General features: G+C 28.5%; 23 protein-coding genes. 15 read left to right on the top strand and 8 right to left on the bottom strand.

The features are described 5' to 3' along the window. Positions 1–419: 419 nt before the first annotated feature. From Q3304_RS14315 to Q3304_RS14280, 8 genes are all read left to right on the top strand, one after another. Positions 420–1,049, top strand: coding sequence for a hypothetical protein (locus tag Q3304_RS14315; protein WP_054269482.1), 630 nt, complete (start codon positions 420–422; stop codon positions 1,047–1,049). A 70-nt stretch (positions 1,050–1,119) separates the two neighbouring features. Continuing rightward, positions 1,120–1,446 (top strand): PTS sugar transporter subunit IIB, encoded by a 327-nt coding sequence (locus tag Q3304_RS14310; protein ID WP_054269483.1) that lies wholly within the window; start codon positions 1,120–1,122, stop codon positions 1,444–1,446. A gap of 17 nt (positions 1,447–1,463) precedes the next feature. Next, the gene (locus Q3304_RS14305) at positions 1,464–2,753 is read left to right on the top strand and encodes a PTS sugar transporter subunit IIC (RefSeq protein WP_407815239.1); all 1,290 of its coding nucleotides are present in this window, start codon (positions 1,464–1,466) and stop codon (positions 2,751–2,753) included. A 23-nt stretch (positions 2,754–2,776) separates the two neighbouring features. Beyond that, the gene (locus Q3304_RS14300) at positions 2,777–3,106 is read left to right on the top strand and encodes a PTS lactose/cellobiose transporter subunit IIA (protein ID WP_054269485.1); all 330 of its coding nucleotides are present in this window, start codon (positions 2,777–2,779) and stop codon (positions 3,104–3,106) included. Between the two features lie 147 nt (positions 3,107–3,253). Further along, entirely contained in the window at positions 3,254–4,582 is a 1,329-nt protein-coding gene (locus Q3304_RS14295) for a 6-phospho-alpha-glucosidase (protein ID WP_054269486.1), read from the top strand. A 294-nt stretch (positions 4,583–4,876) separates the two neighbouring features. After that, positions 4,877–5,731 carry a protein-ADP-ribose hydrolase gene (locus Q3304_RS14290; RefSeq protein ID WP_235701984.1) on the top strand — a complete coding sequence of 285 codons (855 nt, stop codon included), beginning with the start codon at positions 4,877–4,879 and terminating at the stop codon, positions 5,729–5,731. Between the two features lie 173 nt (positions 5,732–5,904). Continuing rightward, the gene (locus Q3304_RS14285) at positions 5,905–6,885 is read left to right on the top strand and encodes an alpha/beta hydrolase (protein WP_407814848.1); all 981 of its coding nucleotides are present in this window, start codon (positions 5,905–5,907) and stop codon (positions 6,883–6,885) included. A 201-nt stretch (positions 6,886–7,086) separates the two neighbouring features. Further along, positions 7,087–7,536, top strand: a complete 450-nt coding sequence (locus Q3304_RS14280; RefSeq protein WP_074178292.1) for a hypothetical protein — start codon at positions 7,087–7,089, stop codon at positions 7,534–7,536. 166 nt (positions 7,537–7,702) lie between these two features. Here the strand turns inward: Q3304_RS14280 and Q3304_RS14275 are convergent, their stop codons facing one another. Beyond that, positions 7,703–8,632, bottom strand: a complete 930-nt coding sequence (locus tag Q3304_RS14275) for a substrate-binding domain-containing protein (protein ID WP_407814849.1) — start codon at positions 8,630–8,632, stop codon at positions 7,703–7,705. A 192-nt stretch (positions 8,633–8,824) separates the two neighbouring features. Between Q3304_RS14275 and modA the strand changes: the two genes are divergently transcribed. The 4 genes from modA (at position 8,825) to Q3304_RS14255 (ending at position 12,108) form a co-directional block, all read left to right on the top strand. Then, on the top strand, positions 8,825–9,637 hold the full coding sequence (gene modA, locus Q3304_RS14270; protein WP_407814850.1) for a molybdate ABC transporter substrate-binding protein: 813 nt from the start codon (positions 8,825–8,827) through the stop codon (positions 9,635–9,637). Positions 9,638–9,784: 147 nt separating this feature from the next. Further along, entirely contained in the window at positions 9,785–10,468 is a 684-nt protein-coding gene (modB, locus tag Q3304_RS14265; protein ID WP_054269492.1) for a molybdate ABC transporter permease subunit, read from the top strand. After that, positions 10,469–11,545: a sulfate/molybdate ABC transporter ATP-binding protein gene (locus tag Q3304_RS14260; protein ID WP_407814851.1), complete on the top strand. Its 1,077-nt coding sequence runs from the start codon at positions 10,469–10,471 to the stop codon at positions 11,543–11,545. 5 nt (positions 11,546–11,550) lie between these two features. Then, positions 11,551–12,108 carry a sugar O-acetyltransferase gene (locus Q3304_RS14255; protein WP_054269494.1) on the top strand — a complete coding sequence of 186 codons (558 nt, stop codon included), beginning with the start codon at positions 11,551–11,553 and terminating at the stop codon, positions 12,106–12,108. 196 nt (positions 12,109–12,304) lie between these two features. On the opposite strand, the gene Q3304_RS14250 is transcribed toward Q3304_RS14255, so the two are convergent. The 7 genes from Q3304_RS14250 to Q3304_RS14220 all read right to left on the bottom strand — a co-directional run bounded on the left by Q3304_RS14250 (position 12,305) and on the right by Q3304_RS14220 (position 19,731). Further along, positions 12,305–13,321: an ABC transporter substrate-binding protein gene (locus tag Q3304_RS14250; RefSeq protein ID WP_054269495.1), complete on the bottom strand. Its 1,017-nt coding sequence runs from the start codon at positions 13,319–13,321 to the stop codon at positions 12,305–12,307. 31 nt (positions 13,322–13,352) lie between these two features. Continuing rightward, positions 13,353–14,375: a CD0873 family tyrosine ABC transporter substrate-binding lipoprotein gene (locus tag Q3304_RS14245; protein WP_054269496.1), complete on the bottom strand. Its 1,023-nt coding sequence runs from the start codon at positions 14,373–14,375 to the stop codon at positions 13,353–13,355. 138 nt (positions 14,376–14,513) lie between these two features. Next, positions 14,514–15,269: an ABC transporter ATP-binding protein gene (locus tag Q3304_RS14240; protein WP_021383597.1), complete on the bottom strand. Its 756-nt coding sequence runs from the start codon at positions 15,267–15,269 to the stop codon at positions 14,514–14,516. Further along, positions 15,256–16,158 (bottom strand): ABC transporter permease, encoded by a 903-nt coding sequence (locus Q3304_RS14235; RefSeq protein WP_407815445.1) that lies wholly within the window; start codon positions 16,156–16,158, stop codon positions 15,256–15,258. Before Q3304_RS14235 ends, Q3304_RS14240 begins: the two co-directional genes overlap by 14 nt. 795 nt (positions 16,159–16,953) lie before the next feature. Next, positions 16,954–17,991 (bottom strand): ABC transporter substrate-binding protein, encoded by a 1,038-nt coding sequence (locus Q3304_RS14230; RefSeq protein WP_407814853.1) that lies wholly within the window; start codon positions 17,989–17,991, stop codon positions 16,954–16,956. Between the two features lie 95 nt (positions 17,992–18,086). Next, the gene (locus Q3304_RS14225) at positions 18,087–18,842 is read right to left on the bottom strand and encodes an ABC transporter ATP-binding protein (RefSeq protein WP_407814854.1); all 756 of its coding nucleotides are present in this window, start codon (positions 18,840–18,842) and stop codon (positions 18,087–18,089) included. Then, entirely contained in the window at positions 18,829–19,731 is a 903-nt protein-coding gene (locus Q3304_RS14220; protein WP_223195857.1) for an ABC transporter permease subunit, read from the bottom strand. Before Q3304_RS14220 ends, Q3304_RS14225 begins: the two co-directional genes overlap by 14 nt. A 764-nt stretch (positions 19,732–20,495) precedes the next feature. Here Q3304_RS14220 and Q3304_RS14215 point away from each other — a divergent pair. The 3 genes from Q3304_RS14215 to Q3304_RS14205 all read left to right on the top strand — a co-directional run bounded on the left by Q3304_RS14215 (position 20,496) and on the right by Q3304_RS14205 (position 23,774). Further along, entirely contained in the window at positions 20,496–22,082 is a 1,587-nt protein-coding gene (locus Q3304_RS14215) for an NAD(P)H-hydrate dehydratase (protein WP_407814856.1), read from the top strand. Between the two features lie 181 nt (positions 22,083–22,263). Beyond that, positions 22,264–22,710 carry an NfeD family protein gene (locus Q3304_RS14210; protein WP_054269500.1) on the top strand — a complete coding sequence of 149 codons (447 nt, stop codon included), beginning with the start codon at positions 22,264–22,266 and terminating at the stop codon, positions 22,708–22,710. A gap of 20 nt (positions 22,711–22,730) precedes the next feature. Then, positions 22,731–23,774 carry an SPFH domain-containing protein gene (locus Q3304_RS14205; protein WP_054269501.1) on the top strand — a complete coding sequence of 348 codons (1,044 nt, stop codon included), beginning with the start codon at positions 22,731–22,733 and terminating at the stop codon, positions 23,772–23,774. Positions 23,775–24,040 lie beyond the last annotated feature (266 nt).

The following is a 24,040-nucleotide window of genomic DNA, read 5'->3' as shown; positions in this document are numbered from 1 at the left end:
GATTCTATGAAGCAGGAACCCTGTGACTTTAGTCATGGGAGGTTCAGAAAGAAAAAGCACTTAATTGTGATAAGGACTTAAGTAAAATAAAAAATATATTATCTCAATTAGATAAAAAATATAATATAGAAATTAATAAAAAAGAATGTTATCAAATATTATTAATATTAGAATATGTATAAATAATAAAAAAGATTACCAATAAGTATAAAAACCTATTTGGTAGTCTTTTTTAGTCTAAAATGACATTAATATTAGACACATATAAGTAAATTTAGACAAAGTATCTGAGTATTGGTAATAAGTATGATTGAAATAATCGCATTTAGAAGTGTCTAAAAAAACTGGCACAATACTTGCTTTGTATTATTTATAGATAATATAAAGAATTAAAATTTAAATCAAAAGGAGTAAATAATATGCAGGAGAAAATATTAAGAGATAAAAAGGCAAATGACCCATGGGCAAGAATGACTACAAGAAACGGATTTAGTGCAGATGAAATAATATCATCATTTCAAAAGGCTATAAGAAGAAATATGGTAGAAGAAGCATGTGAATTTGCTTATGAACTATATATATCATCACCAGAATTAGAAGATAAGTTATGGAGAAGAATACTTACAATATCAGTTGAGGATATAGGAATGGGAGACCCATCAGCTATAATAATCATAAATAATTTAAATCAAGTAAGAAAGGAATATTCATATGCAGATGGAGATAGACCTTTATTTTTCATACATGCAATAAGATATCTTTGTGCATGTGAAAAAGATAGATCAAGTGACTTATTAAAAAATATAATTATAAAAGGATTTGCAATGGGTAAAGTCCCAGAAATTATGGATGTGGCACTTGATAAACATACATATAGAGGATTAGAAATGGGAAGAGATTCATTCCACTTCTTAAATGAAGCTAGCATAGTAATACCAGAAAAAAAGGTAGATAATGATTATAAAGAAAGATACTTAAAAATATTAGAAGAATATAAGCCAGAAGAAGCTATAGATACAGCTTTTAAATTTAATCACTGGCAGTACTAAGAATTAAAGCAAGAATTAAAGTATAAAACTATAAAATAAAAGAAATTAAATATTGCAGGAGGAATTTATTATGAATATTTTATTAGTATGTGCAAATGGAGCTTCAACAGGAGTACTTGTAGAAAAAATGAAAAGTTTTTGCAGTGAGCATGTAAAGCTAAAAACAAAAACTATAAATATAGATGCAACATCATTTGAAAATTTAAAATCATATATTCAAGTTAATGATATAGATGTAGTTCTTGTAGCTCCTCAAATTAGATTTAAGGAGGAGGATGTAGTTGAAGCTTGTAAAAATTATAAAATAGTAGTTGGTGTAATAGATACTAAACATTATGGTCGTATGGATGCCCCTTCTGTTATGAAGTCGGCAATCGAGCTATATAAAAATAGATAATTAGGGAGAGGATAAACATGGAAGCACTTCAAAATAATTTGAGAAAATTTCTTCTTCCAATAGCACAAAAGATTGAAAAGCAGAGGCATCTCCAAGCTATAAAAGAAGGTATGATAAGCATCACCCCAATAATAATTGTTGGCTCTTTAAGTATGCTATTTGTAGCTCTAAATAATATGTTACCTGAAGGAAGTGTAAAAACGTTATTATCTGAGAATATGGATACATTACTTATTCCAAATAAATTTACTATGAGCTTATTATCTATATATTCAGCCTTTTTTATAGCTCAAGCATTGGCTAAAAAATATAATCTTAATCATGTGGAAATAGGTATGACAGCCGTTATAGCACAACTTGTTATATGTGGGCAAATAGTAGATGGTGCATTAGATACAAGTTATTTAGATGCTCAAGGTTTATTTGTAAGTATACTAATAGCACTTTTAGTAGTTGATATTACTAAGTTTATGAATGATAAAAATCTTGTAATTAGATTTCCAAAAGAAGTACCAAGTGTAGTAAATAAAAGTTTTAGAAATTTAACACCAATGATAGTATGTATAATGTTATTTACAGCAATAGCAGCAGTAACTAAAAATATACTAGGTCAGCCATTACCAGCTATTATAATGAATTTCTTAGCACCAGCTATAAGCAGTTTAGACAATGTTTTTGCAGTAATTATAATACTTTTTATAACTCAATTGTTATGGTTCTTTGGGCTTCATGGAGCAGCAATAACTTCAAGTATATGGATGCCAATAGCAGCTACATATATGGCAGAAAATGCGACACTAATAGCAGCTGGAGGAGACCCAAAACATGTGTTTACAATAGGGTTTTACTATGGTTTCTTACAAGTAACTGGGTCAGGAATAACTTTAGGACTAGTATATCTTATGTCGAGAAGTAAGAGTAAGAGTCTAAATAGTATGGGAAAAGTTGTGCTATTACCATCATTATTTGGGATAAATGAGCCAGTAATATTTGGAACACCAATAGTTATGAATCCATATATGTTTGTACCATTTGTATTTGGACCTGTGCTAGTTGGAGCACTTAACTTTATGGCTTTAAAATTAGGATTAGTAGGATTACCTATTGCAGAACCTCCAGGATTTTTGCCTCCAGGAGTTGCAGCTTTTTTAATGACATTAGACTGGAAGGCTATAGTATTAGTATTTGCAAGTATAATACTTATGACCTTGATATATTATCCATTCTTTAAGATAATGGAGAAAGAGGAATTAAACAAAAATGCAGAATTAGCTACGGAATTAAGTGACGATAGCTTTGATTTTTAACTAGTCATTAGAAGGAGAAGGATATGATACCTGAAATAGAAGAAAAAGTATTTAGCATAATATCAGAATCGGGAGATGCTAAAAGTGATGTGATGATGTCCCTTAAAGAAATAAAAAAAGGTGACTATGATAAAGCTAAAAAACTTTTAGACTCAGCATCAGAAAAAATACAAACAGCATCAAAGAATCATTTAGAATTACTATCAAATGCTATGAACAGTGAAGATAGTGGAACTAATTTTTTAGTTGTACATTCTGAAGACCATTATTCAAATGCTTTGTTTGCTCACTCTTTAGTATCTGAGCTTGTAGACATATTTGAAATAATGGACCCAAGAAATGATAAGAATTAATTTTCATATAAATAGTGCTTGAAGTTTGGCTATAGTTTATTAATTTGGTAAATTTAATAAATGAACTCCCTTTTGCTTTAAAGTACTAGTATTTATAAAGTTATTTATAAATATAGTAAATTTTTAAATAGAAAAGGAGAAATTGTTATGGAGAAGTTTTCAGTAGTAATAGCTGGTGGAGGAAGTACATATACTCCAGAAATCATATTAATGTTGTTAGATAATCTAGATAGGTTACCATTAAGAGCTATTAAATTGTATGACAACGATGAAGAAAGACAAAATAAAGTAGCTAAAGCCTGTGAAATATTAATAAAAGAAAAGGACCCTACTATAGAGTATTTAGCAACAACATCCCCTGAAGAAGCTTATACAGATGTAGACTTTTGTTTGGCTCATATAAGAGTGGGAAAACTTGAAATGAGAGAATTAGATGAAAAAATACCTCTAAGACATGGGATAGTTGGTCAAGAAACATGTGGACCAGGTGGAATAGCTTATGGAATGAGGTCCATAGAAGGTGTGCTTGAAAATATAGACTATATGGAAAAGTATTCTCCAAATTGCTGGATGTTAAATTATTCTAATCCAGCATCCATAATAGCAGAAGCTGTTAGAAGGTTAAGACCTACTTCTAGAGTAATAAATATCTGTGATATGCCAATAGGTATGGAGCATAGTATAGCAAAGATTGCAGGGCTTGAATCTAGAAAAGATATGGATATAAGATATTTTGGATTAAATCATTTTGGTTGGTATACTTCAATTAAAGACAAAGAAGGAAATGAACTTTTGCCAAAATTAGTAGAGCATATAAAAGAGTATGGATTTATAAATGGTGAAGAAGGAATGAAAAATGATAAGAAGGATAGCTGGTTTGAAACTAATTTATTTACTAGAGAAATAGTAAAAACAGATTTGACTACAATACCAAGTAGTTACTTAAAGTACTATCTATTCCCAGATTATGTTGTAAATCATTCTGACGTAAATTACACTCGTGCTAATGAAGTAATTAATGGAAGAGAAAAAGAAGTATTTAGCTCATGTGCATTAATAGAAAAGCAAGGGCATTCTAATGGCAGTGGACTTGAGATAGGAATACATGCAGAGTTTATAGTTGATTTAGCTACAGCTCTAGCTTTTAATACTCATGAACGTATGTTATTAATAGTTCAAAATAATGGAGCTATAGAAAATATACAATCTGATGCGATGGTTGAGATTCCATGTATAGTTGGAAAAGATGGGTATGAACCATTATCAATAGGAAAAATACCAACGTTTCAAAAGGGCTTAATGGAACAACAATTAGCAGTTGAAAAGTTAGTGGTTGATGCTTGGATTGAAAAATCATATAATAAACTGTGGCAAGCACTTATGCTATCTAAAACAGTTCCAAGTGCAACAGTAGCAAAAGAACTATTAGATGATTTAATAAAAGCAAATAAAAATTATTGGCCAGAACTTAACTAAGAATAATATATGGTTTTTTAGAATATTTAATTTATAAAGGTGTTAGCTTTAGAAGCTTTCACCTTTATTATTATTTAAAAATTTTACTATTAAAGTAATAACAAATTGCATATTATTTTTATAAAGGTTTCTATAAAATACTTAAAATAATTCTATATTTTGTCTTTAAATATAATAATATTAAAAAATTTACACTTTTAACAGGATTTATGTAAGTGTTTATAGAAATAAATAAACATGTACATAATACATAATTATTTTACAATCCTAAAATATGAGAATGGAGAGATGGCTATGAAGTGGAGAGATTATGCTGATGATGTAAATTTATTTGAGGATTTTGATAAGAGTATCAAGCCTCTAACTGACGAACAAAGAAAGAAAAATATAAACACTTTAATTGCATATTTTTCAAAAGAAGTTCCTTCTAAAATATACAATTTATCAAATGACGAAATTAAGCCTAGAGATATACTTAGAGGACTTTTGAATGTATATCCACCAAAAGAAATTGCTCCAGAAATACTTAATATGTTACATAATTTATTGTTAATTGAATGTGAAGAAAGAGAGTTAGTAGATGTAAATGATATAGAAGAAGTAGAGGAAGGTATTGCTATATGGAGAGGTAATATAACAAGTTTAAAAGCAGATGCAATAGTGAATGCTGCAAATAATAAGCTATTAGGATGCTTACAACCATTACATTTATGTGTAGATAATGAGATACATTCATGTGCAGGTCCTAGACTTAGAGAAGATTGTGATAAAATAATAAAAAAACAAGGTCATTTAGAATATACTGGAGATGCTAAAATAACAAGAGGTTATTGCCTACCTTCAAAATTTGTAGTACATACTGTTGGTCCTATTGTATCTGGTGGTCAACCAAGTAAAGAACAAGAAAAGCAACTACTTCATTGCTACAAATCATGTTTAAACACAATAAAAGAAATTGATGAAATAAAAAATATTGTTTTTTGTGGAATTTCTACAGGTGTATTTGGGTATCCCAAAAAAGAAGCAGCTAATCTTGCTGTAAGCAGAGTTAGATTATGGTTAAAAGAAAATCCTGAGAAAAACTTAAAAGTTGTATTTAATGTGTTTACTGAAGAGGAAGAAGAAAAATACAGAAGAATATTTAAATAATATTATATAATAAAATTCTAAAAATCTTTATTATATAATATAATAATTTATTAATATTAAATAAAATTTGTAATTTTAGTACATTAATGGGTATAATAGAAATCATAAGGGTAATATAAGTAATTGTTCTATTACTTAAAAATATAATATAGGAAATTGTATGGTAAATAAATATGAAAAATAATTTTAAAAATTATATTAATTTAAGCGATAAAGTTATAATTATATCAGTTGTGTTTCTGTTAATTCTATTAATTGTATCTTATATATTTGGTAAATTAGTTTATGATAGCTCAGTTGGTTCAGAACAACTAATAAAAAAAGAAGATGTGATAAAAGTATTTTCTAAGAGAAAAGATAAACCTCTAGAGAAATTAAAAAGCTATAAGACAGATGAATTAATGATACAAAGTTCTAATAATTACAAACTTGAAAGTATTTTTATAACTTCAAATATAAAGACAAAAGATACTATTATACTTGTTCATGGAATAGGAAGTTGCCACTATGAAATGCTAAAGGTAGCATATGGATACTTAGATAAAGGTTATAATGTATTAATTTATAATCAAAGAAACACAGGTAATAGTGGAGGCGATAATTATACATTTGGCCTTTATGAAAGGTATGATTTAGATAGTTTAGTTAAATTTATAAAAAATAAATTTCCAGATGGAAGATTAGGAATACATGGATTTTCTATGGGTGCAGGAACAGCTGCTATGCATACAGAGATAAACTCTAGAAATAGAGATGTGGATTTTTATATACTGGATTCTCCTTATTCTGAAATGAGAGAAGCGATTAGAATGGGAGTAATAGAAAAGCGCATACCAAATGTATTAGTCGATTATGTAATAACATGTGGAGATTTATACAATAAGTTTAAATCTGGATTTTGGTACAGTGATGTAAGACCAGATGAGGCAGTTAAAAAGTCTAATGTCCCTATACTATTTATACATGGAACAGAAGATAATGTCTGTGATTATAGAAATAGCCAAAAAATGTATGATTTAGTTAAACACGATAAAAAAGAGATATGGATTATAGAAGGTGTTGGTCATGTTGATGGATATGAGCATGATAAAACAGTATATTTCAATAAAATTTTTAAATTTATAGATAGTAATGTTGTTAATGATAAAAATTAATTGCATATTAATAGCTTATTTATTTTGGTATTTATCAAAAATAGATAAGCTATTTTTATGTTGAAATATAAATAATATTTAGTAATGTGAATTAATTTCTAGTAAAAATGAAAATAACTACCAATTAAATTCATTTATACCTCAAATGAAAGAGTTAGTATTATATTACAATAAAATCTAAAGAAAAGAGAGGTAGTATATATGAAAAACAAAGATAATAAAGATAAAGACATGTTGAATATGAAAGTGTTAAGGGGGTTAGGATTACTATTAATACTTTTTGATTATACAGGAGATACTTTAAACTTTTATAATTTCTTTGCAAAACCATTGGTATCGGGAAGTTTATATCAGCTAGGAGGTACTGATTATATTGTATTTTTGTTATTTATTGTAGAATGTATATACCTAGTGGGAAGATATATCTTAAAAGTTAAAATAAATTGGTGTAAAGTTATTGAAAATGAAAAGGATACTTTTATAAATAATTTATTAGTTGAAAAAATACAAGAAGAAAGCAATATTGTATATAATGTATTAAATTCATACATATTGCCACATATATATAATAAAGGAAGAGTGTTGCTTGTTAGAATACATCATATGCTAATCTATGTTAAGGAAAAGTACTATTATGTGAATATCTATTAAATGTAATAGTACTATGAAATTCACTATATTGAAATTTGTATTAACTGCTAAATTTAATATGGTAAATATTTTTAAAAATGCACAAAAAATCGCAATTTATTTTGACCTTAAGTTATAAGTTTTGTGAAAAATTATAAGTCTTATGAAATAGATTGCGATTTTGATTCTATACTTCTGCTATGATTTTACCTGTATCAGTTAAGTCATACCCACCAAGACCTTGAAGTTCAGCCTTAAATTCAGCTGAGTTTATTATGTTAATTATGGTTTGGTAAACTGGATTTTGTAAGTCTTCTTTTTTGATGACTAAATCATAACGTTCCTTGTGAAGAGGAATAAAGTCAATATTATTTACTTGTAATGCTGCTTTTTCATTCCCTAAACCAACATCAGCTATTCCACGAGAAACAGTACTTGCAACCCCAAGGTGTGATAATTCTTCATTGTCATAACCTTTTATATGGTTACCATTAAAATTTAGAAGTCTAAGTTTACCATCAAGTAGAACTCTAGTACCAGCACCCTTTTCTCTGTTGACAAGAGTTATGTTTGGTCTAGTTAAATCTTCCCAAGTTTTTATTTCTTTAGGATTACCTTTAGCAACATAAAAACCTTGCATTCTGTAAGCTAAATTTATAAGAACACATGGGATTCCTGGCAATAGTTTTTTAACAAAAGTACTATTATATTCATCTGTTTCAAAATCCCATAGATGAGATGATGCTATAGAAACCCTACCATTATATAATTCATATAAAGCATTATAACTACCTATATAAGAGCGAAATGTATTTACTCCATCTAATTTTTTTTCAACAGACCTAGCTAAAATATCTAATATTACATCTTGACCAGAAATAATAACTTTAAAATTATTATTTATAGATATATTTTTATTGTTAAATTGTGTATCTTTTATTTTACCAGTCTTTTGACTATTGATATATTCTTCAACATCTTTAATATCAACTCTTATTTTTTTCCCTACTTTATAAGAAGGAAGTTCACCTCTTTTGATTAATTCATATACAGTATTTTTTGTTATCTTTAATAATTCAGCTACCTCGACAGGCGTCAAAGATGATAATGAGTCCATAATACACCTCCATATAAGGTTATTTTAACATTAAAAAAAGAAAAATGTAGAAAAATATTTAAAAGTAATATAAATAATTTACTTGAAAATTTATTAGTAGGTATATATAATTAAGTTATACGTAACAAAACATGATAAAACATGATAAAACATATTGAAATATGTATCAAATTTACAAAAAGGGAGATTGTTATGAAAAAAATATTGGGAATATTAGGGCTAGTTGCATGCTTAACTTTGGGGACAGTTGGATGCAATAGTAATGAAAGCAAGAAAGATGATGAAAAACAAGAAAAAACAAATAAAAGTAGTGAGACAGTAGAGTTAAACATATCGGCTGCTGCAAGTTTAAAAGAAGCAATGGCAAAGCTTGAAGAAGAATACAAAAAAGTTGATTCAAATGTAAAACTTATAGTTAACTATGGAGCATCAGGTTCGTTACAACAACAGATAGAACAAGGAGCACCATGTGATTTATTCATTTCAGCAGGACAAAAACAAATGAAGGCATTGGATGAAGAAAAGTTATTAGTTTCTGATACAACGAAAGACTTAGTAAAAAATGATTTAGTTCTTATTTCTTCTACTGATAGTGATGTGTCTAGTATGAAAGATTTGACATCGGATAAAGTAAAGAAAATTGCTGTTGGTGAAGCTGAAAGTGTTCCAGCAGGGAAATATGCAGATGAAGTATTAACTAATTTAGATTTAAAAGATAAATTAAAAGACAAGTTAGTATTTGCAAAGGATGTAAAAGAAGTTTTAGCATGGGTACAATCAGGAAATGCTGACGTTGGATTCGTTTACTTTAGTGATACTGTTAATAATGATAAGATAAAAGTAGTTGAAAAAACAGATGAAAAAACTCATTCACCTATTACATATCCAGTTTCAGTAATTAAAGCTAGTAAAAATGTAGATGCTGCTAAGAATTTTGAAGAGTTTTTGTTAAGTGATGCAGGTCAAAAGATTTTTGAAGAATTTGGGTACAAAAAAGTAGAATAAGTTTACAAATAAGTTATGTATATTAAGTATAAATTATATATAAATAAATGAAAATTGAAAATAATTGTATATTATAATAAAATGGAAATAGTGAAGTTAATAGACATATTAATTTCACTATTTCCATTTAAAATTAAGGAGGGAAAAATGGGAACAGATTGGTCACCTTTATGGATATCACTTAAGACATCTTTTTTGTCAACAGTGATAACTTTTATAATAGGAATATTTGTGTCATATATTATGGCTAATTATAGAGGCAAGTGGAAGGGTCTTATAGATGGGTTATTTACACTCCCATTGATTTTGCCACCAACAGTTGTAGGCTTCTTTTTATTATTGCTATGTGGGAAAAATGGTTTTGTAGGTAAGTTTTTGTTAAGTTTTGATAAGACTTTAATATTTAGTTGGACAGCAACTGTAATTTCAGCAGTAGTGGTGTCTTTTCCTATGATGTACAGAACTTCAAGGTCAGCATTTGAACAGATTGATAATAATATGTTGTCAGCTGCGAGAACATTAGGTCTTAATGAATGGAAAGTGTTTTTTAAGATTGCAGTTCCATTAGCATGGCCTGGAATAATTGGTGGACTGGTGTTGTCATTTGCTAGGGCTCTTGGAGAATTTGGAGCAACACTTATGGTAGCTGGTAATATACCTGGAAAAACTCAAACTATGCCAATAGCTATATTTTTTGCTGTGGAAGGTGGAGATATGAATAAAGCTATGATGTGGGTTATGATTATTGTAGTGATATCTATAGCAATGATTTTATTGTTAAATTATTGGTCTGAATTTCAGCAGAAAATTATAGGAAAGAGGTGTAGATAATTGAGCTTATATGTAGATATTGAAAAAGATTTATCCTCTTTTAAATTAAAGGTAAAAATTGAACAAGAAAAAGGAATTTTAGGTTTTCTAGGAGAATCTGGTTCTGGAAAAAGTATGACACTAAAATGTATAGCAGGGCTTGAAAAACCAACAAAAGGTAAGATTGTATTAAACGATATAGTATTGTTTGATTCTGAAAAAAAGATAAATTTGTCAACTCAAGAAAGAAAAGTAGGTTTTCTATTTCAAAACTATGCTTTGTTTCCACATATGACTGTAAGCCAAAATATTGAGCTTGGACTTTTAAAACTGAGTAAGGATGAAAAAAAGGAAATAGTAGAAAGATACTTAGATATACTTAAATTGAATGGGTTTGAGAGGAGATATCCTTGGCAATTATCTGGTGGTCAGCAACAAAGAGTAGCATTAGCTAGAGCATTGGCAACATCTCCAGATATATTACTTCTAGATGAGCCGTTTTCAGCACTAGACCATCATTTAAGAAGTAATATGGAAAAAGAACTTATGAATATGCTAAAGGATTATAAAGGAGACATATTATTTGTCACTCATGACATTGAGGAAGCTTATAGAGTTTGTGATGATATTATGGTATATAACAAAGGAGAAGGCCTTCCAAAAAGACCTAAAAAAGAGTTATTTGAATCCCCAAGATACCTTATGGAAGCAAAGATAACAGGATGTAAAAATATATCTCAATTAAACAGAATAGATGAAAATACTGTTTATGCTACAGATTGGGGATGCGAGTTGACATTAAATAGAGAAATAGGTGATAATATAGAATATGTGGGAATCAGAGAGCATCATATTAATGTCTTGGATTCTAATGAAGATTTAAGTGGAAAGCTACGTTTTGAATTGATTAACATTATAGAAAATCCATTTACATATACTATATATGTTAGAAAACAGGACTTATCTAACCAGTGTATGCCTATTCAAATAGAATTAGAAAAAAGTAAAATGAGATTTAAAAATGGAGACAGCATTTATTTAGATTTTCCACAGGAATATTTATTTTGCTTTAGAAACAATTATAATGAAAAGGAGTAAATTATATGACTGAAAAAGAAAAAATGTTGTCAGGTAAAGGCTATTATGCAAGTGATAAAATTCTAGTAAAAGAAAGAGAGAAATGTAAAAGATTAACTAGACTATTTAATAATACTTTAGAGGATGAATATGAGAAAAGAGAAGAAATTCTAAGCGAGCTATTTGGTTCAGTAGGCAGTAAAATAAATGTAGAACAAAATATAAGATGTGATTATGGATATAACATCCATGTAGGTGAAAATTTTTTTGCAAATTATGATTGTATCTTCTTAGATGTATGTAAAATAGAAATTGGTGATAATGTAATGCTAGCGCCCAATGTTCAAATCTATACAGCTTATCATCCAATGGATGCGCAACTTAGAAATTCTGGTATAGAGTATGGTTCCCCTGTAAAGATAGGTAATAATGTATGGATAGGTGGTGGAGTAATCATAACTCCAGGTATTACTATAGGTGATAACGTAGTAATAGGTGCAGGAAGTGTTGTGACAAAAGATATTCCATCAGATACTGTGGCTGTTGGAAATCCATGCAGAGTAATAAAGAAAATAGAGGACTAAATATTGATTATATAAAGCCTGGAAAAGTAAAGTCTATAAAAATAAATTAAGAATGTTTATACATAATTTTGAATAGAAAAGATACTAAAGTAAAAATATATGCCTGTTTCTTGTTTTAAAAAACTTATAGAAACAGGCATAGTAATTATAGAGAAAATATATTTAATTTTATATCGTTCAAACTAGAGTAGTCAAATTATTTATTTTCAGTCTTAACGTAAACTATATTATTGTCAGAAGGTTTATCTATAGAAAGTGCTTTTAATATATCTTCATTAATAATTAAATTAGTTTCATCCAAACTTGTTATAGGCATATCTGAAACTTTAGATTCTCCTTTTAGTACTTTGACAGCCATCTCACCAGTTTTATAGCCCAATTTTTCGTAATTTATACCTTGGCAAGCCAATGCTCCTCCTTTTACCATTCCTTCTTCTGCTGCTATTATAGGGATTTTATTTTTAGTAGCAAGTTCAGATACTATAGGCATAGAAGATGCAAGTAAATTGTCTGTAGGAGCATAAATAACATCAACATTTCCCATTAGGCTAGAAGCTGCTTGATTTATTTCGCTAGAAGAACTAATTCCCTTTTCAACAATTTTAAGCCCTTTATTAGTAGCATATTTTTTCAAATTATCAACTTGAACTTTAGAATTTACTTCACTAGTATTGTATATGACACCTATAGTTTTTGCTTTGGGAACTAGTACATCAAGAGCTTCCATACTTTTTTCAATCGGTGTAAAGTTAGAAGTTCCAGAAACATTTTTACCTGGCTTATCTAAAGAATCTGCAAATCCAGCAGAAACAGGGTCAGTTACAGCAGTGATAAGTATAGGTATATCTTTAGTTGCATTATATGCAGCCTGAGCAGATGGTGTAGATATAGCAAATATCAAGTCCTTTTTATCAGATACGAATTTACTTGCTATGGTCTGTGTAGTAGGCATATCATTTTGAGCATTTTGGTAATCTATTTCTATATTTTTACCATCCTTAAAACCATTATCTTCTAAAGCTTTAACAAAGCCTTCTTTAGATGCATCTAAAGCTTGGTGTTCAACTAATTGTGTAATACCAATTTTTTTTATATCATTGTTTTTGCTGGATGATTCATCTAAATCACCTTCATTATTCTTAGAGCAACCTGTAATGGTAGATATACTAAGAACACCAATCAAAGTTAAATTTATTAGTTTACTTCGTTTCATTTTGACCACTCCCTCAAAAAATCTATTATATCTATTCTTGTTTAGTTTTTACATAAGAAATATTATCATTAGAAGGTTTTTCCATGCCTAAAGCTTTTAATATATCTTCATTAACTATGATATCTGTATCATCCAATGTAGCTACAGGCATATCAGAAACTGATTCTCCATTTAAAATTTTAACTGCCATTTCACCTGTTTTGTAACCTAGTTTTTCATAGTTTATACCTTGACAAGCAAGAGCACCTTTTTCAACTGGACCAGATTCAGCTGCAATAACAGGAATTTTATTTTCAGTAGCTATTTTAGAAACTATAGGCATAGAAGAAGCTACTAAGTTATCTGTAGGAACATATAAGACATCTATTTTACCAACTAAACTAGAAATTCCTTGATTGACTTCATTTGAAGTAGTTACACCCTTTTCAACAACTTTAAAACCATTTTTAGATGCATATTCCTTTAAGGCATCAACTTGAACTTTTGAATTAACCTCACTAGTATTGTACATAACTCCTATAGTTTTTGCCTTAGGAGCAAATATTTTAAGAAGTTCTAAGCCTTTATCTACAGAAACAAAATCTGATGTCCCAGAAACATTTCCACCTGGTTTTTCAAGTGTTTTAACTAATCCAGCAGCAACAGGGTCGCTTACAGCAGTCATAAGTATAGGTATATCTTTAGTGGCATTGAAAGCTGCTTGAGCTGATGGAGTAGATATAGCAAATATTAAATCTTTCTTGTCAGATGCAAATTTACTTGCAATACTTTGTGTAGTAGGCATATCATTTTGAGCATTTTGGAAGTCTATATCAATATTTTCTCCATCTTTAAATCCATTCTTTTCTAATGCTTTTACAAATCCTGCCTTAGTAGCATCTAATGCTGGATGTTCAACCAATTGAGTTATTCCAATTTTTTTAACTTCTTTATTTTTAGAAGCACTTTCTTGTTTTGAATTACCAGAATCTCCACCTTGTGAACATCCTGTAAGCATAGATACACTAAGTGCACCAGCTAAAACTAAACTTGCCAATCTTTTTTTATTAATCATTTTTATATCCCCCTCAAGAATTTTATTGTTATATATGTTCATATATTCATATGAATTATTGTAAAGTTAGCATAATTATTATATTTTTGAGCTTATTTTAGAAATAAACTAAACTTAAATTAATATAATAGATATATTTTAAACGGCATATTCGAATTTTTCTAAGATTTCCTCAACTGTTAATTGCTCTTTTTCTTTACCCTTTACATCTAATACAACTTCACCTTTATGAAGCATTATTAATCTATCTCCATATTGAAGAGCATGTTTTAAGTTGTGAGTTACCATAAGTGTAGTTATATTTTTTTCTCTTACAATCTTATTAGTCAACTCAATTACTTCGTTTGATGTTTTTGGGTCAAGTGCCGCTGTATGTTCATCAAGTAATAAGACAGAAGGATTTGTCAAGCATGACATAATTAGTGATAGTGATTGTCTTTGACCTCCTGATAAAAACTGTACTTGAACATCAAGATATTTTTTTAAATCAAGAGACACTCCTTCTAATAAATTTTCTAAGAAATCTCTTTTGTAACGAAGACATTTTCTTAGGTTTAATAATTTCCCTTTATTAAGAGCTAAAGATAAGTTTTCTCTAACTGTCATAGAAGGACAAGTTCCAAGGCTTGGGTCTTGAAAAACTCGACTTACTATTTGAGTTCTTCTGTGTTCTGCTAGGTTAGACAAGTTGTGTTTATTTAATAATACTTGACCAGAAGATTCTTTTATAAGTCCAGATATTATGTTTAGTAAAGTAGACTTACCAGTCCCATTACTACCTATGATACTTACAAATTCACCATCTTCTATATCAATTGATAAATTTTCAAATATAGTATTAGGTTGACCGTATGGATTAGGGAAACTTTTTGAAAGATTTTTAATTTGTAACATCTATAACACCTCTTTTTTCTGATTTATTTTTGGTACTAGCTTTGTGGTTGTTTTTTTTTAGTGAAACATTTAAGTTACCAGTAGCTAAGAAAGCAATTATAACTATTGCAGTTATAAGTTTTAAGTCGGTTGATAACATTCCTAAACTCATTGCAAAGTATATAGTGAATTGGTATATAAAAGAGCCAACGATTATTGCAGTAGTATCTTTAATAAAAGTGAATTTCTTAAATAAAGTAATACCAATTATTATAGATGCAATTCCAAGAACCAAAGTTCCTATACCCATATTTACATCTGAGAATCCTAAGAACTGAGCCATAAGGCTACCAGATAAAGCTATAAGTCCATTTGAAATCATAAGTCCTAGTATCTTTATAGAGCCGATATTTATACCCAAAGATTTAATCATTTGAGAGTTATCACCAACACCTTTTAAAGTGTATCCAAGACCTGTTTTTAAGAATAAGTCTAAGAAGACTTTACAAATAAAAACGAATACTAAGGCTAAAACTATAGGAGATACTTCTCCATTGAATAAGTGCTTGAAACTAAATAGAGGGATGTTTGATTTTCCCATTATTCTTAAATTGATAGAGTATAGCATTCCCATAACTAAAATACCAGAAAGTAAGTTAGAAATCTTAAACTTAATGTGAAGAATTCCAGTAACAAGACCAGCAGTGCAACCACATAAGATAGCCATTAGTGTTGCCACTACAGGGGAAATACCATTAGTAAGAGAAAATGCTACGATAGAAGCACCCATTGTGTAACTACCATCAGCAGACATATCTGGAAAATCTAAGATTTTGTAAGTTATATAAACCCCCAGTGCCATAATCGATAAAATTAAACTTTGCGCCATTACAGATATAATACCTGACATAAATAAAACACTCCTTTGAAAATATTTTTATAATTTTAATTATTTGCTAATTTTGTGTATAAAAAAACCACATAGTATACAAAACTATGTGGTGAAAAACACGAATAAGCCACATAGTTTAATCTATGTGGCTCTTATATAGTTAAATGAAAACTCTATAAACAATATAGCCAACATAGATACAATCCCAAAATTTTACTAGTCTTAAGGGGCCTGTATCTATGTTAAAACGTAGGTACAAACCCTAAAAATAGTGGCTATAATAATAATAATATTTTTTATTGTTTAATAAAGTATTCATAATTATCTCTCCCTTTTAATATTTTAATTAGTCAGAAAATTATATGTATTCTCGACTTGTTATAAATTATAAATTATACAATAATAAAAGTCAACTGCTAAATTTAATTAAAATACTAAATAATGTATACTTAGATAACTTTCAAATTAATGTGATATTTGGAAAAAACGTTATCCTAATGTTTTGTTGACATGGAAAAATTGTGAAAATATTTACTAAATATAGAGTCTATATGCACATAAATTCATACTATTTTATAAAAAAAAGCTGTCTAAAGAATATTAAAATCCTTTTGGACAGCTCAAGTTGTGATTAGAAAGTTATATAACTTTCATAATCAGTCGTCAGTATAGACGACTTTTATGGAAAATGAATAACTTTATATGCAATATTTGAATTGCTGAAATAAGCACAATTTTCAAAGGGTTAGGGTGGATAAGAGTACTTATTATATAAAGTTTTCATATTACCTACTTTGTTAAATTTAATAAGTATTATTCTGCAGATTTTGTATTTTCATCTGACTTTATATACTTTATATTATCGGCTGATAACTTTTGCATGTCAAGTGCTTTTAGTGTATCTTCATTAATTATTATTTCAGTTTCATCTAACATAGTAACTTGGATATCTCCAATAGATTTCCCTTCTAATACTTCAATAGCAAGTTCTCCAGCCTTATATCCTAGCTTTTCATAGTCTATTCCACAACAAGCTAAAGCACCAGAAGATACAGAACCTTCTTCAGAAGCTATTATAGGAATTTTGTTCTCATTAGCAACTTTAGCAACTATTGGCATAGAAGAAACTATTAAATTGTCAGTAGGGACATATAAGACATCTATCTTACCAACTAAGCTAGAAATAGCTTGATTAACTTCACTTGAAGAGCTGATTCCTTTTTCAACAACTTCATAATTATTTTTCTTAGCGTAATCATGTAGAGAATCAACTTGGATTTTTGAATTAACTTCACTAGTATTGTATATAACACCTATTCTTTTTGCTTTTGGAGTTAATGTTTTAACTAATTCCAATGTTTTATCAATAGAAAGGTAGTCTGATGTACCAGAAACATTCCCACCTGGCTTTTCAATAGATTTAACAAGTCCAGCTTCTATAGGGTCTGTAACAGCAGTCATAATTATAGGTATATCTTTAGTAGCATTATAAGCTGCCTGAGCAGATGGAGTAGATATAGCATATATCAAATCTTTTTTATCAGATACAAATTTACTTGCAATACTTTGTGTAGTAGGCATATCGTTTTGTGCATTTTGGAAGTCTATTTTTATATTATCTCCATCCTTATAGCCTTTGTCTTCAAGTGCTTTTATGAATCCTTTTTTTGCTTTATCTAGAGATGGATGTTCTACTAATTGAGTTATACCTATATTTTTTTGTTTTTTGTTATCTGCTTTATCCTTTTCGTTTGAAGTACTAGAGCCATCATTTTGAGAACAACCAGTAAGCATTGATACACCAAGTACTCCTGCTATAATTAAACTTAATATTTTTTTACTTTTTATCATTTTATTTTCCTCCCTCAAATTTAATAATTATATTTGTTCATATATTCATATAAAAGATTATAAGTATACTTGATTAAGACTAAGTTTTTTATTTTTTAAACTGCATATTCGAATTTTTCTAAGATTTCTTCAACTGTTAATTGTTCTTTTTCCTTATCTCTTACATCTAAAACAACTTCGCCTTTATGAAGCATTATCAATCTATCACCATATTGAAGAGCATGCTTTAAATTATGAGTTACCATAAGTGTAGTTATATTTTTTTCTCTTACTATCTTGTCTGTTAGCCCTATAACTTCATTTGATGTTTTAGGGTCAAGTGCTGCTGTATGTTCATCTAACAGAAGAACTTTAGGATTTGCTAGACTAGACATAATTAATGATAGTGACTGTCTTTGACCTCCTGAAAGATATTGTACTTTGATATCTAAATATTTTTTTAAGTCTAAAGAAATTCCTTCAAGTAAGTATTCTAAGTCATTCGTTTTATGACGAAGACACTTTCTTAGGTTTAATAATTTACCTTTATTAAGAGCTAAAGATAAGTTTTCTCTAACTGTCATAGAAGGACAAGTTCCAAGGCTTGGGTCTTGAAAAACTCTACTTACTATCTGAGTCCTTTTGTATTCTGCTAAATTTGTTATAGCAGTATTATCTAAAGTAATTTCTCCAGAAGATTCTTTTATAAGTCCAGATATTATGTTTAGTAAAGTAGATTTGCCAGTTCCATTACTACCTATGATACTTACAAATTCACCATCTTCTATATCAATTGATAAATTTTCAAATATAGTATTAGGTTGACCATACGGATTAGGGAAACTTTTTGAAAGATTTTTAATTTGTAACATCTATAACACCTCTTTTTTCTGATTTATTTTTGGTACTAGCTTTGTGGTTGTTTTTTTTTAGTGAAACATTTAAGTTACCAGTAGCTAAGAAAGCAATTATAACTATTGCAGTTATAAGTTTTAAGTCGGTTGATAACATTCCTAAACTCATTGCAAAGTATATAGTGAATTGGTATATAAAAGAGCCAACGATTATTGCAGTAGTATCTTTAATAAAAGTGAATTTCTTAAATAAAGTAATACCAATTATTATAGATGCAATTCCAAGAACCAAAGTTCCTATACCCATATTTACATCTGAGAATCCTAAGAACTGAGCCATAAGGCTACCAGATAAAGCTATAAGTCCATTTGAAATCATAAGTCCTAGTATCTTTATAGAGCCGATATTTATACCCAAAGATTTAATCATTTGAGAGTTATCACCAACACCTTTTAAAGTGTATCCAAGACCTGTTTTTAAGAATAAGTCTAAGAAGACTTTACAAATAAAAACGAATACTAAGGCTAAAACTATAGGAGATACTTCTCCATTGAATAAGTGCTTGAAACTAAATAGAGGGATGTTTGATTTTCCCATTATTCTTAAATTGATAGAGTATAGCATTCCCATAACTAAAATACCAGAAAGTAAGTTAGAAATCTTAAACTTAATGTGAAGAATTCCAGTAACAAGACCAGCAGTGCAACCACATAAGATAGCCATTAGTGTTGCCACTACAGGGGAAATACCATTAGTAAGAGAAAATGCTACGATAGAAGCACCCATTGTGTAACTACCATCAGCAGACATATCTGGAAAATCTAAGATTTTGTAAGTTATATAAACCCCCAGTGCCATAATCGATAAAATTAAACTTTGCGTCATTACAGATATAATACCTGACATAAATAAAACACCCCTTTGAAAATATTTTTTAAATATTTTTTTAAATTTAATTTAAAAATTGAATTTTAATATAAAAAAACCACACAGTATATATAACTGTATGGCAAAAACACGAATGAGCCACACAGTATAATCCATGTGGCTCTATATTATGATGATAAAATAAAAACTTTAACAACAATTACTATAGCCAACACAGATACAATCCTTAAAAATCATAATCCTAAGGGGTTTGTATCTATGTCATGACAATTTGTCTTAACTTAGCTACAAACCCTAACTAAATTGGCTATTAAAAAATCGTACTTGTTTGTTTAATAAAGTCTTCATGTTTATCTCTCCTTTTAATTTAATAATTTTGAAAATTTTGTTTTCTATTTTGTATAGTAATTAGTTTAATACAGTAAAAAATAAAAGTCAACTATAAATTTAAGAAAATCATTAAATTATCAGAAAATTTGATTTAAATAAAAAAATTTTTATGTGTGGAATATAGCAATATTCTTAATTATTATTTTCTAAATAAAAATAAAAAATATTTGGATGATTAGTTCAAATAGGCTTTAAACCAACATAATAACTCAAATTATGTGATATAATAAAATTAAATAATTATTTTAATTCAAAATTTTTTGTTATTTTAGATTACTTTAAAATTTTAGTTTTAGTAATTTTATTATGATATTTATGATATTAAAAAGACTTCAATAGATATTTATCTGTGAATATTTAGGAAGTCTTTAACTTTATAGGAGTGATGATTTATGTTGATAGGTACATCTGATTTAAGTAAAAACGTTGATGCTGCATGTGTGACAGAGTTGGGAATCCCAATGATTGTATTAATGGAAAATGCCGTGATATCTGCAATGAAAAATATGGATATAGATATATATAATAGTTATGTGGTTGTATGTGGTGTTGGTAATAATGGTGGAGATGGTCTTGGGATAGCAAGACATTTAAATACAAAAGGAAAAGATGTAGAAGTATTTTTAATAGGAAATCTTGAAAAGCTAAGTGAATGTTCCAAAATAAACTACAATATACTTTTAAATATGGGTATTAATATTATAAATATTAATAAAAGTGATTTAATTGAAAAAGATGATGAAAATATAAATAAAAATAAAGTTGATAAAATTATTAAGAATGAAAAGGAAAATATTATAAAAAATAAAAATTTAACAATGTTTAAAGAAGCAATATCTAAAAGTGATGTTGTAGTAGATGCTATATTTGGGACTGGATTAAAAAGAGATATAACTGGTATTTTTAAAGAAGTAATCGACATGGTAAATGATAATAGTAAAAATACATATTCTATAGATGTTCCATCTGGTATAAATAGTGATAAAGGAAATGTGTTAGGAACTTGTATTAAAGCAAATAAGACAATTAGTTTTGAGTTTTATAAAAGAGGTTTTTTAAACTATGACACTAGTTCACTTATAGGTAATGTAATTGTAGAAAAAATAGGTGTTCCAGATTTTATTACAAAAAAATACCATGAAGACGAGTTCATAACTGATGAGAATTTTGTGAAAAATAATATTAGAATAAGAGATGTACATGGTTTTAAAAGTGATTTTGGAAAAGTATCTATAGTTGCAGGTTCAAAAGGATTTTATGGTGCAAGTTTTATAGCAACTGAATCTGCTGTTAAGAGTGGAAGTGGACTTGTGACATTGATTAGTGAAGAAGATGTACAAAACAAGGCATCTATTAGGCTTACAGAAGCGATGACTGTAAATTTTGAAGAAGAAAGATTGAATAAAATATTAAGTTCTAGTAATGCAATTGGTTTTGGTCCAGGAATGGGAGATAGTCATCAGACATTTGATAAATTGCTCAAAACAGTGGAAGGTTCTAATTGTCCAATTGTATTAGATGCTGACGGATTAAATGTTATGAAAGATAGATGTTATAGATTTTTAGAGTGGGAAAATAAATTCGTGATTACACCTCATCTGGGAGAAATGGCCAGGTTGACAGGAGACTCAATTGGGTATATAAGAGAACATAGGGTAGATGTAGCAAAAGAATTTGCTCAAAAATATAATGTAGTTGTACTTTTAAAAGGTTATCAAACTGTCATAACAGATGGCAAAAAAACATATATAAATCCTACAGGAAACAGTTGTATGGCAACTGGAGGAATGGGAGACTGTCTTCTTGGCATGATTACTTCATTTATAGGTCAAGGTGTGGATGTATTTGAAGCTACAGTCATGGGAGCGTATATACATGGTTATATAGGAGATAAATTAAGCAAGAAAATGTATACAGTAACTGCAACGGATTTAATAAGTAACATTTCGTTAACAATGAAGGAGTTTTTGCTTATCTAGTGAATGATATTTGATACTACTTTGTAACAACTTTAACAAAGTATGTTGATATAATACTATTAAATTAATTTAAAATTAATTTATTTTATTGGTTTATGGTTTAAATTTACATTTAAAAGCATTGTATAAACATAATATTTATATAGGGTTTTATAATTCATATGAAAAGAGGGAAGATAGTATGAAATTAATATGGTTGATAGTAGCAATCTTATTTGGAATAGCAGAAATGTTGACACCAAGTTTAACTCTGATATGGTTTAGTGTAGGAGCTGTAGTACTTATATTTTTAAGTAGCTTTGTAGAGAGTATATTCTTACAGATTCTAATTTTTGCAGTAATCTCTATAACTATGTTGGTTGTAGCTACTAAAAAAATAGTAAAGAAAGATAAAGGTTATAAGTCTAACACTAATTTACAAGCGATGATGTCTAAAAAAGGTGTTGTTACAGAAGAGATTTCTCCAAATAGCACAGGTTTAGTTGTAGTTGAACATGAAACATGGACTGCTATTTCTATAGATGGTGAAAAGATAGAAAAAGACTCTACAGTAGAAGTATTGAAAATAGAAGGGGTAAAACTAGTTGTTAAAAAAGTAAACTCTACAACTAGTGTGACAAATCAATAGAATAAAGGAGGATTTATAGTATGGGTATTAAAATTGTTTTAAGTATTGTATTAATAGTAGTAGTTGTAGCAATAAGTTTAACTTGTATAAGAGTTATAAAACAATCTAAAGTAGGTATAATAATGAGACTTGGAAAGTTTCAGAAAGTAGCTGATACAGGTGTACATTTCTTAATACCATTTTTAGATCAGATGGCATATGTAATTGATTTGAGAGAAATTGTAATAGATTTCCCACCTCAACCAGTTATAACTAAGGATAATGTAACTATGCAGATTGATACAGTTGTATATTATAAAGTTACAGACCCAGTTAGATATGTGTTTGAAATAGCAAATCCAATAGCTGCTATTGAAAACTTAACAGCTACAACATTAAGAAATATAATTGGTGAACTTGACTTAGATGAAACATTAACATCAAGAGATATAATAAACGTAAAAATGAGAACTATTCTAGATGAAGCAACAGATAAATGGGGAATAAAAGTAAATAGAGTAGAGTTAAAGAATATAATGCCTCCTCATGATATTCAAGTTGCGATGGAAAAACAAATGAGAGCAGAAAGAGAAAGAAGAGAAGCGATACTTCAAGCAGAAGGTAACAAATCAGCTGCGATATTACAAGCAGAAGGAGAAAAACAATCTGCTATACTAACAGCAGAAGCTAGAAAAGAAGCTATGGTACGTGTAGCAGAAGGAGAAAAAGAATCTGCTATCTTGGTTGCAGAAGGTGAAGCTGAAGCTATAAGACAAACAGCTATTGCTAAAGCACAAGGTGAAGCTGAAATGATAAAAAGAACTCAAGTTGCAACAGCAGAAGGTTTAAAATTAGTATTTTCAGCAATGAAAGAGTCTGATATTGACAATAATATTTTAGCATTGAAATCTATGGAAGCACTTGAAAAAATGGCTGAAGGTAAGTCAACAAAACTAGTTTTACCTTCGGAAGCAGTTAACTTCTTAGGAACATTTAAAGGAATAAAAGAAGTTATGAGTGATGATAACAAAGATATGTTAGATGTAAAAGAAGTTTTAGATAATAATGATTCATTAAAAAAATAAAAGAGTTTTGTTATCACAGGAAGGAAATGGAAATTAAAGGTCGAATTAATTAAATATAGTATAAAAATGCACGTTGAAAAGAAGAAGACTTATAGCTTTTTAAGTCTTCTTCTTTGTTTTTATTTAAAAAATAATATTATAAAAACAAATTAACAGAATTTTTATACAATTTATTCTTTACTAATATAAAAAGTGTTATATAATAATATATAAAACATGTAGGTAATGAGAATGATTTTAATTAATCTATTTATATCATTAGCACA

The organism is Clostridioides sp. GD02377, assembly GCF_045899875.1.
Lineage (GTDB): Bacteria > Bacillota > Clostridia > Peptostreptococcales > Peptostreptococcaceae > Clostridioides > Clostridioides difficile_A.
The sequence above is the reverse complement of the archived record's forward strand: the minus strand, read 5'-3'. Positions and strand labels throughout refer to the sequence as shown.

Coding starts and splice junctions, on each gene's coding strand:
- Q3304_RS14275 (WP_407814849.1), bottom strand. CDS start 8,632: ATGGACTCATTATCATCTTTGACGCCTGTCGAGGTAGCTGAATTATTA.
- Q3304_RS14255 (WP_054269494.1), top strand. CDS start 11,551: ATGACTGAAAAAGAAAAAATGTTGTCAGGTAAAGGCTATTATGCAAGT.
- Q3304_RS14230 (WP_407814853.1), bottom strand. CDS start 17,991: ATGATAAAAAGTAAAAAAATATTAAGTTTAATTATAGCAGGAGTACTT.
- Q3304_RS14285 (WP_407814848.1), top strand. CDS start 5,905: ATGAAAAATAATTTTAAAAATTATATTAATTTAAGCGATAAAGTTATA.
- Q3304_RS14305 (WP_407815239.1), top strand. CDS start 1,464: ATGGAAGCACTTCAAAATAATTTGAGAAAATTTCTTCTTCCAATAGCA.
- Q3304_RS14215 (WP_407814856.1), top strand. CDS start 20,496: ATGTTGATAGGTACATCTGATTTAAGTAAAAACGTTGATGCTGCATGT.
- Q3304_RS14290 (WP_235701984.1), top strand. CDS start 4,877: ATGAAGTGGAGAGATTATGCTGATGATGTAAATTTATTTGAGGATTTT.
- Q3304_RS14250 (WP_054269495.1), bottom strand. CDS start 13,321: ATGAAACGAAGTAAACTAATAAATTTAACTTTGATTGGTGTTCTTAGT.
- Q3304_RS14245 (WP_054269496.1), bottom strand. CDS start 14,375: ATGATTAATAAAAAAAGATTGGCAAGTTTAGTTTTAGCTGGTGCACTT.
- Q3304_RS14220 (WP_223195857.1), bottom strand. CDS start 19,731: ATGTCAGGTATTATATCTGTAATGACGCAAAGTTTAATTTTATCGATT.
- Q3304_RS14240 (WP_021383597.1), bottom strand. CDS start 15,269: ATGTTACAAATTAAAAATCTTTCAAAAAGTTTCCCTAATCCATACGGT.
- modA (WP_407814850.1), top strand. CDS start 8,825: ATGAAAAAAATATTGGGAATATTAGGGCTAGTTGCATGCTTAACTTTG.
- Q3304_RS14210 (WP_054269500.1), top strand. CDS start 22,264: ATGAAATTAATATGGTTGATAGTAGCAATCTTATTTGGAATAGCAGAA.
- Q3304_RS14310 (WP_054269483.1), top strand. CDS start 1,120: ATGAATATTTTATTAGTATGTGCAAATGGAGCTTCAACAGGAGTACTT.
- modB (WP_054269492.1), top strand. CDS start 9,785: ATGGGAACAGATTGGTCACCTTTATGGATATCACTTAAGACATCTTTT.
- Q3304_RS14280 (WP_074178292.1), top strand. CDS start 7,087: ATGAAAAACAAAGATAATAAAGATAAAGACATGTTGAATATGAAAGTG.
- Q3304_RS14295 (WP_054269486.1), top strand. CDS start 3,254: ATGGAGAAGTTTTCAGTAGTAATAGCTGGTGGAGGAAGTACATATACT.
- Q3304_RS14235 (WP_407815445.1), bottom strand. CDS start 16,158: ATGTCAGGTATTATATCTGTAATGGCGCAAAGTTTAATTTTATCGATT.
- Q3304_RS14225 (WP_407814854.1), bottom strand. CDS start 18,842: ATGTTACAAATTAAAAATCTTTCAAAAAGTTTCCCTAATCCGTATGGT.
- Q3304_RS14300 (WP_054269485.1), top strand. CDS start 2,777: ATGATACCTGAAATAGAAGAAAAAGTATTTAGCATAATATCAGAATCG.
- Q3304_RS14205 (WP_054269501.1), top strand. CDS start 22,731: ATGGGTATTAAAATTGTTTTAAGTATTGTATTAATAGTAGTAGTTGTA.
- Q3304_RS14315 (WP_054269482.1), top strand. CDS start 420: ATGCAGGAGAAAATATTAAGAGATAAAAAGGCAAATGACCCATGGGCA.